Origin of the sequence: Catenovulum sp. SX2 (assembly GCF_052056295.1) — a bacterium.
GTDB lineage: Bacteria > Pseudomonadota > Gammaproteobacteria > Enterobacterales > Alteromonadaceae > Catenovulum.
The window spans coordinates 395,064-410,325 of sequence record NZ_CP182494.1 but is presented as its reverse complement, the minus strand read 5'-3'; the positions used below and the strand labels follow the sequence as shown (position 1 = coordinate 410,325).

Annotated in this window: 10 protein-coding genes; 1 reads left to right on the top strand and 9 read right to left on the bottom strand. The window is 41.3% G+C overall.

The annotated features are described in order from the left end of the window. Nucleotides 1-11 precede the first annotated feature (11 nt). From nagA to ACMZOO_RS19035, 5 genes are all read right to left on the bottom strand, one after another. A complete protein-coding gene (gene nagA, locus ACMZOO_RS19055) occupies nucleotides 12-1,151 on the bottom strand; it encodes an N-acetylglucosamine-6-phosphate deacetylase (RefSeq protein WP_440906470.1) in 1,140 nt (379 codons plus the stop codon). A 1-nt stretch (nucleotide 1,152) separates the two neighbouring features. After that, nucleotides 1,153-2,151 (bottom strand): glucosamine-6-phosphate deaminase NagB-II, encoded by a 999-nt coding sequence (nagB-II, locus tag ACMZOO_RS19050; RefSeq protein ID WP_440906694.1) that lies wholly within the window; start codon nucleotides 2,149-2,151, stop codon nucleotides 1,153-1,155. Beyond that, entirely contained in the window at nucleotides 2,145-3,047 is a 903-nt protein-coding gene (nagK, locus tag ACMZOO_RS19045; RefSeq protein WP_440906469.1) for an N-acetylglucosamine kinase, read from the bottom strand. The genes nagB-II and nagK overlap by 7 nt, the downstream gene beginning before the upstream one ends. A gap of 533 nt (nucleotides 3,048-3,580) precedes the next feature. After that, nucleotides 3,581-6,223 carry a family 20 glycosylhydrolase gene (locus ACMZOO_RS19040; protein ID WP_440906468.1) on the bottom strand — a complete coding sequence of 881 codons (2,643 nt, stop codon included), beginning with the start codon at nucleotides 6,221-6,223 and terminating at the stop codon, nucleotides 3,581-3,583. A 287-nt stretch (nucleotides 6,224-6,510) separates the two neighbouring features. Then, nucleotides 6,511-9,201 (bottom strand): TonB-dependent receptor, encoded by a 2,691-nt coding sequence (locus ACMZOO_RS19035; RefSeq protein WP_440906467.1) that lies wholly within the window; start codon nucleotides 9,199-9,201, stop codon nucleotides 6,511-6,513. Nucleotides 9,202-9,550: 349 nt separating this feature from the next. Between ACMZOO_RS19035 and ACMZOO_RS19030 the strand changes: the two genes are divergently transcribed. Beyond that, the gene (locus ACMZOO_RS19030; protein WP_440906466.1) at nucleotides 9,551-10,570 is read left to right on the top strand and encodes a LacI family DNA-binding transcriptional regulator; all 1,020 of its coding nucleotides are present in this window, start codon (nucleotides 9,551-9,553) and stop codon (nucleotides 10,568-10,570) included. A gap of 198 nt (nucleotides 10,571-10,768) precedes the next feature. On the opposite strand, the gene ACMZOO_RS19025 is transcribed toward ACMZOO_RS19030, so the two are convergent. From ACMZOO_RS19025 to ACMZOO_RS19010, 4 genes are all read right to left on the bottom strand, one after another. Next, nucleotides 10,769-11,611, bottom strand: a complete 843-nt coding sequence (locus tag ACMZOO_RS19025; RefSeq protein ID WP_440906465.1) for a TIGR02391 family protein — start codon at nucleotides 11,609-11,611, stop codon at nucleotides 10,769-10,771. A 340-nt stretch (nucleotides 11,612-11,951) separates the two neighbouring features. Beyond that, complete coding sequence (locus ACMZOO_RS19020) at nucleotides 11,952-13,472, bottom strand: tryptophan halogenase family protein (RefSeq protein ID WP_440906464.1); 1,521 nt, start codon at nucleotides 13,470-13,472, stop codon at nucleotides 11,952-11,954. Nucleotides 13,473-13,566: 94 nt separating this feature from the next. After that, a complete protein-coding gene (locus ACMZOO_RS19015; RefSeq protein WP_440906463.1) occupies nucleotides 13,567-14,652 on the bottom strand; it encodes a transporter in 1,086 nt (361 codons plus the stop codon). Nucleotides 14,653-14,743: 91 nt separating this feature from the next. Continuing rightward, the gene (locus ACMZOO_RS19010; protein ID WP_440906462.1) at nucleotides 14,744-15,121 is read right to left on the bottom strand and encodes a hypothetical protein; all 378 of its coding nucleotides are present in this window, start codon (nucleotides 15,119-15,121) and stop codon (nucleotides 14,744-14,746) included. Nucleotides 15,122-15,262: the final 141 nt, after the last annotated feature.

Genomic DNA, 15,262 nt, shown 5'->3' with positions numbered 1-15,262 from the left:
AATACCCCAACTTATTTAGATAATAACTGTTGCACTTGGCCAGCAATGCAACATTGAATAACGTTTAATTGTGTATCTAACACAACCCAGTCGGCTCTTTTCCCAACGGTTAACGAGCCATAATTTTGTGCAATACCCAACCAATTTGCCGGGGTTAAACTCGCCATATTTAAGCTATCAGCAAGTGATAACTCTAAGTCGTTAACACAGTTTTGCACTGCTTGTTGCATAGATAAATGCGAGCCAGCTAATTGGCCTGTGGCAATTTGTAACTTGTCACCATTTAGCTCAACTTGTTCGCCAAATAACGCAAAGTTTGTTTGTTCACTGCCAATTAAAGCCATGGCATCTGTGACTAATACTAGCTTGTCTGCGCCTTTACATTTAAACGCAAGCTTGGCCACCTGCGGATGCACATGATGATGGTCGATAATAATGCCGCTATAGGTTTGTTCAGCGGTTAATGCTGCACCAACTACGCCAGGTTCACGACTGCTAAGCGGCGACATGGCATTGTACAAGTGGGTAAAACCACTAGCACCTGCGGCAATTGCTTCAGCTGCTTGTTGATAATCAGCATTGCTATGGCCAATGCTGACGATACAACCTAATTCAGTTAACCGCGTAATTTCAGTAGGCGTTACCGTTTCTGGTGCAAGTGTTACCAGTTTGATGCCTAGATCTTGCCGAGCAAAAACTGCCCACTCAGCTTCGCTAATGCCACGAACATGCTCTTTAGGATGCACACCTTTTTTAGCAACCGATAAATGAGGGCCTTCAAAATGTACACCTAAAATACCGGGTAACTGCTGCGCTATAACCGCAGCAATTGCATCTGCGCCTTGCTGCATAACCTCAATATCGTCGGTAATTAAGGTCGGTAACATAGCGGTTGTGCCGTAGTTTGCATGGGCTGCAACCATAGTTTGCAGCGTTGCCAACTCAGGCACATTATTAAACAGTACTCCACCACCGCCATTTACTTGTACGTCTATATAACCTGGCGCTAATAAACCAGCTAGTTCAATAACCTCTGTTTGTGGTTGATCAAAACTAATGTCTGCAATCAATCCGTTTTCAACTGTGACTATAGGTTGTTCAACAAATCTTTTGCCATCAAATAAACGATGGGGGCGAAAATACTGTTTCATTTTATTGGGTCCGTGTAACTTTATTTAATCCAACTGGCGCGTCTGGATTATAACCAAGCTCAACCGATACTGTTGCAATATCCACATAAAACTTTTGTAGCGCCAATAAAGGTGCAAGGCGTGGGTGACAGTCTTCAACCACTTGAGTTAAATGCATAATGCTTGAACCACGCTGGGCTAAATCAGCAATTTGTTGTTTATGTAGCTCGCGGGTTTCGTCGTTAATATCTACTTCTAACGCGCGGATTTTTTTACCGGCCAAAGCAATTGGCCCATGTACGAACTCTGCACTACTATAACTTTCTGCGTGAATTGAACAAACTTCTTTAAGCTTAAGCGCAATTTCACGACATACCGCATAACCTAAACCACGGCCTAACACCACACAGTTTTCTAACTGTTTAAATTGGGGTGTAGTTAATTGTGCAGGCGATTGAATCACTTGCTCTAATTGCTGCGGCAGTTGTTCAAGCGCAGCAAACAAAGTTTGGTTTTGTGTCCAATGCGCAACTAGTTGGGTAATTGCCGATAATGTACATAAGTAACTTTTAGTTGCTGCAACAGCTTTTTCTTCACCTGCACCTAATGGCAATAAATAATCAGAGCCAGTTGCTAGTGGTGATGTTTCATCATTTACCAAAGCAACGGCTAATGCACCGGCTTTTTTCGCCATATCAAGCTGAGCTAAAATGTCTGGGCTGCGGCCAGATTGTGAGATAGACAATACCAATGAGTCTGATAAATCTAGCTGTTTGTTATACACACTTGCGACTGAAGGCGCTGCGTGCGACACACTTATACCCGCTTCAATTTCAATTAAATATTTAGCAAATACACCTGCGTGATCTGACGATCCACGGCCAATAATATAAACATATTTAGGTGGATTCTGACGCAAAATAGCGCCTAGTTTTTCCGCTATTTCACGGTTATTGTTAAGTTGTGCTGCAATGCGGCTAGGCGCTTCGCGAGCTTCTTTTTCCATTATTGTGTTCATGATAAACCTCGGAAATGAACAGGATAATTAAGTTGGTTCAATGCAAAAAACACTGCACCGAAATCGGGTTGAAATATTGGGGCTTGAATGCTGCGCAGAATGTCTTTATCCAACCAAGGTTGAATACGTAACGACACACCACCTATCATAGATAAACGCTCTGGCTGATGGCTTAAAAGCTGTCGAGCCAACGCAGATATTTGTGCTGCACCTTGTTGGATAATGTCAGTTGCGGCAGCATCCCCTGCTTCAGCCGCATCAAACACAATGGGAGACAATTTTGCGTAATCGGCTGGGCGCGCGTTTAGCATAATTTCAGCAATATCAGTTGCGTTTTTACTGTTAAAAAAGCGCAAGATTTGTGGATTCATACTAGTAGATTCAGCAACGCCATCAAGCGAGCGTAAACAGTAGCGCAAAGCTTCAAAACCAATCCATGCGCCACCACCATAGTCGCCAACAGGGAAACCATGGCCACCTAATAAAACTTGTTTTTGCTGGCTGCTAACTAATCCACAAGATCCAGTGCCGACGATAATTACCGCACCGTCTTGATTGTCGTTTGCGCCTAAACAAGCTATGTGCAAATCTGTGGTTAAAAAGCGGCTTTTAAATGGATGTTGCCAAGCCATAACTTTTTCAGCGACTGTGTCTAAATTAACACCCGCTAAACCTAAACCTACATGGCAATCCGCCAAAGTGACATTAGGTAAGACAGCGTCGTCAATTGCAGCTTGGCATGCATCTAAGATAGATTGCATTGCTGATTCAAAATGTCTGGCTGGGTTTGCCGGGCCTGCTAACCCTGTACCGATAAAACCCTGTTGGGTGCTATACAGTCGGGCACGACATTTTGTACCACCACCATCAACACCGATAATAAATTCTTGATCCGCCACTGTGCTTCTCACCTATTTAACTGCTTGCCGCCAAAAATGACAGCGTTGTCATTTATTCTTTCAAACCTCTCCAACAATGTCAAAACATTTATGGATAAAATTTATACTTTGCTAAATTTTTATTTGTTAGTGATTGATTTATTGAGCAAATAATCACTAACAAATTTAAGTTTGGTTGAAAGAGTTTTTACAAATTCCGAACTAAAGGCACTCCGCCTCCAAGAAACGGCTGGGCTAAAATGTTCAGAGTATGGAAGAAGTTTCGGAGCATAATTTTCGCCAAAACGCTCTGCACAACTTCGGCCTAGCAGCGCGAACCCATCAAAGAAATACTAGAGCGATAATTTAGAGCAAAACTTCAAACGTCTTGGACGACGTTTGCGAGCGTACAAGGACGTATTTACAGCGTTTTTGCGAAAATTATGCTCTCGTGTTTCTTCTGACAGCGCCTTGATTCCTCAAGCCTTTGCTCTACTGCTTTTAACTATTAAACACGTCTTTAAAACCCGACTTTGCCCTCTAATACAGAGTAACTACTTAACCACTATAGTCCGACTATAAAACTGCCCAAGTGCCGACACAGCTCTAAGCTGAACTTCGCCCTTCACCGCCACCGGCTGGGTATAAGTCGACCAATTTTGTTCAGCCGTGCGATACTGCAACTCAGTTGTTGGGAAAATATGGTTCATATGCAAGTAGCTATCAACAATTTGCCCGCCAGGTGGTGCAACGCGATATTGCACGCCCAGTTCTTCTAATTTCGCTAATTGTTTAGGCACAGCCAGTGCAAACTGCTGCCAGTCAACAAGTTGCTGCTTTTGCTGGGTAAAATAACTAGACTCCGGGCTAAATATTCGCTTGGGTTGATAAGCCAATTCCCAATCAGCTTGGTGCCAAGCACGTTCAGCTAATGCTAATAAACGCGGGAATAACATATAGTCGACGGTTTGATTTAACCGAGTGGTTTCACTCCACAAATGTGCTTGTAAACCTATGGCTTTTTTACCATTTGTGATGCTAGATTCAGTGTCATCGGCTGTGTATGGCATATTTTGTCTATCTGTCCATAACTCGGCCATAACAGGTACATTGTCCGGCATAAACTGGAATACTTTAAAGCTATTGGTATTGCGTGACGCCCAATAATAACCGCGCTCATCTGGGTGGCCTGCGTATGGGAAATCAAAATAAGTTACATCAGGGTTTGATACCACTACATCCCAACCTTGGTTGATATGTTGATGTGTAGTTTTATGCCCATCCCAAAATAGCGTGCTCCACACATTACTATGAATAGATTTTGGCATTTTGCTCGCATCAGCATGCGATAAACCATCACTCCAAGCTGCTGGTTGAATGCCTTTAGCCGCGATTATTTGTGTAACTTGCTCAACAAAATATTCGGCTAATTTAGTCAGTTCAACATCCTTGTTATCTTCAACAAACTGTTGGCATATAGGCGATTGCAACCAAGCACCTTGGGTTTCATCCGCGCCTAAATGATATTTGTTTAACGGCACACCCGCCTGTTGATGTAATGCTTGTAATTCAGTAAGTACTTTATCAACAAAATTCATTGCCGATGGCATACACACGTTAATGGTATTGTCGGTATAAAACTGTACAGATTCATACTGAGTTTTGTCGGTAAAATCGCTTAATAAAAATTCCGTCGCTTTGGCCATATCACCCTGTGCACTGTATTTGCGATATCTCAACTCCATCGCTTTAACCGCAGCACGTGAATGGCCTGGCATATCAAATGATGGGATCACTTCAATAAAATGTTTGTCGGCAAACTGGAGTAATTCAATATATTCAGCTTGGCTAAAATAACCATTGACCTGCGTTTGTTTTTCAGGGCCAGAACCAAGTTGCGGTAATAAACAGTTTTCTTCGGTTAAATCAAAACAGCGATATGCACCTAGTTCGGTTAGCTCTGGTAAACCAGCAATTTCCACCCGCCAGCCTTCGTCATCCGCCAAGTGCAAATGTAAGGTATTAAGCTTTAATTGGGCCATTGCACGAATAAGCTTTTTAACTTGTGCGCCACCATGGAAGTTACGCGATAAATCTATATGCAACCCACGTAAATCATATCTAGGGTAGTCATTAATTTTTTGGCTGGTTATCGGCGCTAGAGTTTGGCTATCAATTAATGACGCTATTGACTGTAGCGCATAAAAAGCACCTTGCGCTTGCGCATATTCAATAACAATTTGCTCTGCTGAGATATTTAATTTGTATGCTTCATCCGGCAGTTTTACATTGTGAATAAAGCTAATTTCAACACCGGCGTTTTTCTGTGCAAAACCTAGCTCAGTTAAACGTGCGAACGCAGGCTGTAACTGTGTGTTAAGTTCGTCGCTAATTTGCGCTAGCTGATAACCTTTAGTTAAATCTAACTCGCCGCTATCTAATTCGCCACTTAACAGCTCTTGCTCGGCAACAGCAGGGATAATTCGATTGGCAACTTTTGCTAAATCTATATCCGCATTGGCAGTTTGACGGTGTTGATTATCTGCAAATATTTGTTTTGCGTCTTCCCACTTGGTTTGATCTTGTTCAGTGCGTTTAAACTGGCTATCAATGTCAGTTATGCCTTGTACAAAAGGTAATATTTCTTGGCCAGTTTGTGGGTCTATCACTGCTTTGGTTGAAACTATTGTATAAGCCTGTCCTTCCCCTTGTTCACTGCTGAAAGTGACAAAATAGTTTGGCATTGGGTCAAAATTGGATAAATGCCAAAAGTCAGCTTGAAAGCGCGCTTGATAACTTTTGTTCGCCGTAAAACCTTGCCACTGCTTTGTTGGGGTTAATTTGTGTAAATCGCCATTGATATGTTGAATATCAAACTCTTCGCTAAAATCTTGGCGAATAGGTGCAACATGGCTGAAATAAATTGCCCAGTTGTTGTCGGTTAAATCGTACGGTAGTTGTAGGCTTATTTGCCCTTTAAAACAAGCACCACCTGCGTATTTTTGTTCGCATAATTCATCGGCGCGATTCGTTAATACTTGGTAGTTAACTTTAAGTTCTGCGGCAAATTTTGCAGCTAGGTTGTTTGCGGATTGCTCTGCTTGTTGTTGCTGGTTTGCGTTTGTTGTTGATTCAGTTTGGTTAGTTGGCTGGCAGCCCAGCATCATTAAACTGATTAAACATAGTTGCCAACGCATAGTCTCACCTCTTTGTTTGTCTCGGCGCTAGAATAAAATACCCGGCTAACCGGGTATTATTTCTGATATTTCCACGAAGTCCCTATCGGAGTCGCGACTATAGCTTAAAACCTGTTAGTCCAGAGTCTAGACAAGCGCTAGAGCATAATTAGCGCAAAAACGCTGTAAATACTTCCTTGTACGCTTCGCTTTTTCATCCCTGAAAAAGAGATTTTGCTTTAAATTATCGCTCTACCACTCGTCTTTCGACTTTGGTTACCTTGGTCTAAACTCTCGTCACACTCAGCTTAAAACTTGAAGCTGGTGCTTAAGTAGAAGCTACGACCGAAGGTGTATAAACCAATTGGACGATACTTTTGCTCTTGATAGTGGAAGATCTCAGAGTCAGTTAAGTTCTGACCTTCTAAGGTTACACTCCAGTTATCATTTAAGTTGTAGCTTACAGAAGCATCTAACTGAGAGTAAGCATCTGCAGTATTTGCACTACCAAAAGTGAAGCCTGTTAAGTAACTGCTGCGTTGGTTGTAAGCAACACGTGCCGATAATTTATCGTCTTCGTAGTAACCAGTTAAGTTGTAGGTACGTTTTGAGTTACCTGCCAATGCAATGGTTTCGCCATCGGCATTTTTGCCTTCAGCATCAGAGTAGGTGAAGTTAGCAATCACACCAAAGTTTTCACCAATTGGTGTTTGGAAGCTTAATTCAATACCTTTGTTTTTAGCGTCAGCACCGTTTTCAGGTTGAGTAACCGAAAAATCGCACATTTCGTTTGCTTCAACAACTCCGCTGTCGTCACAATCAAAACTTAATTCAACATCGTTAGTCGCATTAAAGATAAATGAATCAATCTTTTTATGGAACACAGCTAACGACAGCAAACTTTCTTCTGTAAAGTACCATTCAAATGATAAATCTGCATTGGTCGCATCATAAGGTTTTAACCCCGGGTTACCAAAAGTTGCAGTGAAGTTAGGACTAATACTTCGAGTACCAGCCATATCAGCGTAGTTAGCCCGCGACATAGTTTTTGATGCTGCAGCACGCACGACCAAATCATCAGCGAAACTATAAGATAAGTTTAGTGATGGTAATACATTACTGTAGCTCGATTTATCAGTTACCCATTCGCCGCTAGCGGTGTTATACGATGAAGAACTAACATCGGTATTCACCGCACGTAAACCAACATTACCTTTTAAATCGCCCATTTCGATATTCGCTTGCACATATGCAGCTCTAATATCTTCAGACAATTCGTAAATATTACCTATGTCTAATACAGGTTCAATCCCTGAAATAGCATCCGCAGCTTTGCGAATTTTGGCAATATCTATCATTGCATATTGCGTTAACGTCCCACCCGTTGCTACGCTACTGTGTAATTCAGGGGTCATAGCACCATCAAAATCACCTGGATTTTGTGCTTTTAACGAATCGTAATTTAACCCCTCGGTGGTCACACCATCTTGCGAATGATCTTTATCACGTACTTTAACACCCACCTCTACCGAACGGATAAAATCAGTGTCGAGTTCAAGTTTTAAGTCTGCTTGCGCATAAGTTTCTTTATCTTCTTCAGGACGAGAGTTCCAGCGATAATCACGGAATACAAAACCATCATAAGAGTCAGTTGGTTTACCATTTAGTTCTTCAGGGAATGAAAAATCAATTACACCATTGTCGTGAATTTTAATTTTTGAACCCGACGCATGGCCAAAGTTAACTAAATCTTCGCGGTCGTAACCACCACTTGCTTTAGTTGTACCTAGTTGAGCGTGTAGTAAAAAGTTGTCGCCGTGGTAATTCATATCTAAATCTATTACTCGGGTTTTCAATGTTGATACACGCGATAAAGATTCATTCATTTGATTTAACTGATAATCACCATGACCATTTGCGCCAATGGTATATTCAGTTAACGCTGCAACACCGTCTGGGTCAGTAATTTGATAGTCTTCAATTTTCGCACATAAATCATAGTCTGATTCTGTATTCCATGGTGTACAAGGCATGTATGCCGCCCAACCATGTGAAGAAATATAGTTGTGGTTAGTATTGGTTTGTTTAAGCTCAGAATCAACAACGTTTAACGTGAATTCTAAGTCGTCAGTCGGACGAATTTGCGCTGTAACATTCAAACCTAAACGATCACGCTCTTGCTGGAAGTAGGCAGAACCCATGCCCCAGTTCCAAGAGGCAGTTTTACCTGTATTATTTTCATAATCCCAACCTGGAATTGATTTACCCACTGAGCTTGCAGTGTCGGCACGGGTTGCATCAAACCAACCGAAAGCTTCCATACCATCACGGCGCTGTTCACGACCTTGGTAAATTAATGAAGCAAGTACACCAAAAGTTTCGTTGTCGTTTTTCCAGCTATATAAAGCAGAGATTTGCGGATCTGAACTTTCTGTTTTGTCGTTATAACGCACACCAGCTGAGCCGTATACTGTGTTAGCGTCTAAATCTAATGGTTTGCGGGTACGTAAAATAACTGTACCACCAACAGCACCTTCATCAATTTTAGCTTCTGGTGATTTGTAAACTTCTAATGCAGATACTAATTCTGATGGCAACAAACTAAAGTTAAAGCTACGCGATGAAGGCTCCAATGCCCACCATTTTGTAGTAGCAACCGCCTGGCCGTTTAATAAGGTGTTGTTTAACTGTGGTGCTGTACCACGAATTGACACTTTTTCACCTTCACCAAAATCACGGGTAATCGATACACCAGCGATACGCTGTAGCGATTCTGCGACGTTTTTGTCTGGGAATTTACCTATGTCTTCTGCGGTAATTGCATCAACAATTGTGTCTGAAAAACGTTTGGCGTTTAAGTTAGCTTTAGCGCTGGCACGAATACCTTTAACTGAGATAACCTCTGTTTCTGATTCTTCAGCCATAACAGGTTGAGAAAGACTAGCGAGTAAAGCTGTGCTTACTGCCAGGGTAATTGGTTTGAAAGTTAGCTTGTTCATGTTTGTTGCCTTGTTAGTTTAGTCTTAAGTGCTCGCAATCAAATTATTCGATGACAATATGACAGCGTTGTCATATTAATACCAAACAAATGACAACGCTGTCAAACTATTTTATAATAAATCTGTCATTTTTTATTCGAGTTTTGGCTGTATTTGCAGCAATCGCATCATAAAATTTGCCATTTTTTAATAGAAATCAAAGATATCTGTTTTGGTTAAGATTAAAATTCACCCATCGGCGTTGAAAAAAATTTGTTTACTAGTGCAAACTGCTTTATTTTCACACTGATATTACGAACCTGAGTTCAGGTTTAACTATAGTCCGGAATAATGGAATTGCTAAAAGCCTATGAAAGCTACGATTAACGACGTTGCCAAACTTGCTGGTGTTTCAATTAAAACTGTATCTCGTGTAATTAATAACGAGCCAGGTGTTCGCCAAAATACCATAGATAAAGTAACTGCAGCGGTAACTGAGTTAAATTACCAGCCAAATCAGTCGGCTCGTAGCTTGGCAGGTAATAAGTCGTATGTTGTCGGTTTTGTATACGATAACCCGAATGCTTATTACATTATTGATATGCAGCACGGTATTTTAGACGCGTGTAAAAAACATCATTTTGAACTCTTGATCCATCCGGTTGATAGTAAATCGGATAACTTATTAAATGAATTGAAAGACATGCTGCGTCAATCACGTGTATCTGGGTTAGTTCTCACCCCGCCTTTGTCAGAAATGACCGAAGTAACAGATATGCTCACCGAAACAGGCGTTAAGTTTGTCCGTGTTATTTCTGGTAAAAACCAAACCTTATCAACCCCTTGTGTATTTATCGACGATAGAACTGCTGCGTTTAACATCACTGAACATTTGATTGAGCAAGGCCATAATAAAATAGCCTTTTTTAGCGGTGAAGAAGTTCACCACTCGACAGGTGAACGTTTAGCTGGATATTTAGATGCGTTAAAAGCACATAATTTAGACTCTCGTGATGAGTGGATTTTTGCCGGTGAGTACTCATTTGAATCGGGTGTTGAAAATGGTAAAAAGCTAGTTGAGTTAACGGATAAACCGACTGCGGTTTTTGCTTGTAATGATGAAATTGCTGCGGGCACTTTGTTTGCTGCACGTTTACAAGGATTAGATGTGCCAGCCGATTTAGCTATTGCCGGTTTTGAGGATAACCCTTTCTCGCGCCAAACTTGGCCGAAGTTAACCACTGCGGCACAGCCGACCAAAACTATCGCTAGTCAAGCTGCTGAGTTGTTGTTTAAACATTTGCGTTTACCGGCGAAAAAAGAGCAAGCTATCGAGAATTGTATGTTTGAACCTGAGTTGGTAGTAAGGGAGTCGACACAGAGTCGATAGTTTTATATAGGCATCAGCTCTGTATTAGGCGCTGCAGATGTGTGCTCTATGCACAAAAGTACTAGAGCATAACTTTCGCAAAACCGCTGTGAATACATCCTTGTACGCTTCGCTTTTTCATCCCTGAAAAAGAAATTTTGCTCTAAGTTATTGCTCTAATACTTTTTATCATTCGCGCTGCATCTTTTTCATTTCTAATTAGATTATTTTATTCAAGTTTTCATAAAGCTTTTTAGCTTCAACAGCCTTATCTAAGCGCCGGTGAACTAATGAAACCATCGATAATATGTCCAACGCATCTAGTTCATCGATTGTCCATGTTATTTTTGGTGCGTGAGCAGTAGTATTTCTGAACGTTCCAAATAATCCGACGAGCAAGTTGATAAAACCTTTCTGTTCACTCTTTTCACTCTCAGTTTGAAGTGAGTTTAAAGCCAAGTGTGGTATCGGTGGGGTTTTAAAAGAAAAAGCCTCATTCACTAAATTAGCTCCATCAGAGGTTAGCCCAGTCTTACTGCGAATTTTATCAGCAATACTTTTAGTTGCTTCAAATACTGCATGGAAATAATTGTCGACCAATAACTCCTCTTTGCAATAATAAAGTACATCAGGGTGCACACTCCTTGAGAGCAAATGCTCTCTCAATTTACTCGCCCTAGCTGAAGACTCTCGAATCGTAGCGGCTTTTTCTGTCTTTGCAATTTTTCCATTTTCTTCCAACGTATATCCAGCAAAACTCAAGACTCGGTTTAACTTGAAACGGGTGTCGTTAAACCATTCAATATCACTGTAATGCCTAACTGGAGCCATTGCCAACTGTAAAAAATGGAACACGTAATTAGCACAACCATCTTGCTCTTGCTTATTAGCGAGTGCGGAATTCAAACGTTTCCATTTAGTGTTTAGAGCATCGATATCTTCTATGTTAGCTTCATACAATAACTTTTGTATCTGAGATCCTGTAAAGCCATTAGAAGTATCACCAAGAATTTTACTGATAGATTCAATAATCCCTAAGTCCAACTTTTCAATTCGTGCCATAAACCCTTCTATTAATATTAATACAACTTTACAAGGCCATAATTCTGCTGACGACTAAAATCTAGACTGCAGAGTTAAAAATTAAGCATAAACAATAAGTAAAACAATGAAAAATTATTTATTCATGAGAACTGAAGTTGAAAATTATCTTTAAAGTATTTTTACCGCAAAAGAATTGCAAATCAAAAGTCCACCAGAATGCTGATTTGCTAAAACTTCACAAGATAGGGACATCTTGTGCGAGCGGCCCAAGGATGGTTTAAAGTGTTTTTAGCAAATTATGCTTCGGGTGGGCTTGCTCGCTCCAAACGAGCAGCTTTCTCCACCAACAACACAATAATCAGAGCCCCAACAATTGCATCTGACTCGGATGCCTATCAGGTTGCTGCTGACAAAAGGCAGCCATTTGCGCTAATAGCTGTTGTTGAGCTGGCGGGTTTACCCCAACAAAGGGTTGCTGCGGTAAATGCCCCATACCATATACAACAAATCGGTAATTAATCTGATTAAACAGCACACTTTTCTGTGCTAAAAAATCACTGCTTTCAATCACCTTGTGTTGCCACAAGTCCAACCATGCATCTAACTGAGGATCTCTATACCGCTGCGTTTGCCAAAAGCGCCAAAATTTACTGTCGTCTCTATCACTCAAAATATAGTGCAATACAATAAAGGATTTAAGATCAGCATAAATATCGTTCAAGATCCTATTGTAGTGTTGCTGTATCAGCGGCAAATTGCCCGACTGTGCATACTCACCAAATAAACGCAAACCGGCTTCAATTAAATAAATGCCAGTCGACTCCAAAGGTTCAATAAAGCCTGACGACAAACCAATTGCACAACAATTTCCTAGCCAACTTTGTTTTCTATGGCCAATACGCATTTTTAAACTTTTAAACTCAGTGTTGTCTGGCAAGTTAAGAGCTTGGCTGAGTTCCTCTGCTGCTTGCTCTTCGGTGCAAAACTGGCTGCTATATACATAACCGTTGCCAATACGGTTTTGCAAACCAATGCGCCAACGCCAACCATTATTCATAGCTATCGCTTGAGTATGCAACGCAGGTGCTTGACCTTGTGGATATTGGGTTTGTACTGCCAAAGCACGATCACACAGCAGTTCACTCGACCAATCAACCCATTCATTTTCAGCGTTATCTTGATTATTTGACTCCAGAGCTTGCATTAACATGCCGCGAAAACCTGTGCAGTCAAAATACATATCCGCAGTTAAACGGCCGATACTTGTGTCTATCCCAGTAATTTTTTTAACCGTCGCATCAGTGCTTACTTGCACATGGGTAATATCGGCAACTTGATGTTTAACCCCTCGTCGCACAGCGAGTTTTTTTAGATATTCAGCTAATTTGCCCGCATCAAAATGATAGGCATAAGGAATAGGCGCTTGATAATCGGCCATTTCGACAAATTTAGGCGCTTTGCCTCGTTTGGCTAAAAACGGTGAAATAGACACACTATGCGCGTAATCTTGCACCTTATGAGTTTGGCTTAACCAACAATGAGCTAAGTCCATGCCATTTACTTCAGGTGTTTGAAAATCGAATGGATGCCAATAACTGTGCGTTTGACCGTTTTGCGCTTTTTTCCAATTAATAAACTCAATGCCAAGTTTAAAAGTTGCGTCAGTTGCCTGCATAAACTCTGCTTCGTTAATGGATAACAGCTGCAAAAAATGCCGTATGCCATGCACAGTTGCTTCGCCAACACCAACAGGTGGTTGAGCAGAGCTTTCAATAAGTTGAATATCAACTCTGTGCTCCACTCGGTTGTACAAATGGCTTAAATAAAGCGCTGTCATCCAGCCAGCAGTGCCACCACCACATATTAGAATGGATTGCATTCTTGCCTCGCATATTAGTCAAAACGGCTTAACTTTTAAGCAGTGTAACTGGCCACAGCAAAAATGACAACGCTATCATTTACTGAATTATACTCTAGAAAGCGAATTGATAACCCAAAGTGACCATATCATCCATCTGCATTTGCACGCCGTTGGCGTCTTGCTCTAAAGTCGTTTGATACTCCAAAGCTAACCTATGCCCTTGCGAATTAACCCAATTTAAGCCTAGGGCTAAATCGGACTGGCGGCCACCGTAATAATCAGGGTTAGCTGATTGCACTGGCGCCATAATATTGCTGTCGATTCCTTCAATTGCATCTTGGTCTTTAAACAAATAACGAGCCGATAAACTCACCGACTGCGCAACACGATAGGCAGCCCAAGCGCTGAAATCGAGTTTGTCGCCATGTTGATATCCTTGATCGTTTTTACCTTCAATTGATGTGGTGTATTTAACTTGTGCACCCCAAGATAATTTGTCATCACGGCCATTGTAAGTAATCGCGGGCTCAAAATCGTAAGTGCCAGTGCCTAGCTGCATTGCATAGGGTAAACGCATTTCTGGACGCATATTCATTGGGGTTAATGCAGTATCAGTGTTTTTAATATCACCGGTTGGAATACTCAGCCCTACAGTTGCATGCAGCGAGTGAGCGCCGGCGTCCCATAGCGAAACTAATGCCGCAAATTTAGTATCACCAATACCAGAACTTTGGGTTGAAAAGTTACCTAAAACATTTGTGCCCATACCACCTTGGTAAGTGGTTAAATCCATTTTTTTATCTAAATAATTGAGCATCAACATCAGAGTTACCGAATCAGAAGGTGCATACATAAGCCCCAACATATGCATATCTGTAGTCATTTTTTGTGGCGCTATACGCAAGGTCGGCGGCATAGATGGCATGCCAGCAAAACGGTTTGGCACTGTGGTCACCAACTCTGAATCAGTGATTGAATTGGCACCTTGCTGATTACCCGTCATAGTCATTTGCATAAAGCGATAAGACACCATCCACTCACCTTGTTTATGCATATGGTCGCCCATAACACCGATTGGTGCGTGAGAATCTGGTGTAGGGTGTTTGTGGTTGTGTTGGTTAGATTCGTTACAATGAACAGTTAGGGGCAAAGTAATGGCTGCAGCGACACCTGTTAAAGCTAATAATAATTTTTTCATATCTACCTCGATAAGCACTGAGCTAAACAATAGCTAAGTGGCTCTGTCTATTAATCTTATAAAAATGGAAATGTGCTATTTAGTGCAAAGATTAAACTGGGTAGATTGGAGGAGCTCGGGCGGAAAACGCGTGGAAAACAACCGCGTTCAACTGCTGGTTGTATAAGTTATGTTGAGCCTTTAACGCAAGGTATATTGGGTAAAGACTGGTTGCGTCAACCAATACAACTGGCGATTGTTGGTCTAAAAATATATTTGGACATTTGGCTTGCTTGCCGTTTGAATCAGTTTGATGTGATTGACTTTCTACAATTATCAATTGACCCGTTTGTTGCCAAGCGGATAAGGATACCAGCTGCAGTTCACCACCAGTACAAATCAGTACAGTATCTTGCTCAACTAACTGTTGGTTTTGTTGCTGCCAAATTGTATTTGCATGGTTAGCGGCAAAATTAGCGTGCAATAACATACAAGTCATCGCAAACAAGATTGCTGATTTGCTGTGTAAAAGCGCTAACAATGTGCCCAAAAAGTGTTTTAGCAAACGGGTATCTGGTTATTTAGAAGTGTTAATTGATAGTTTAGCCGAGTTTTGGTTTATCACAATAAC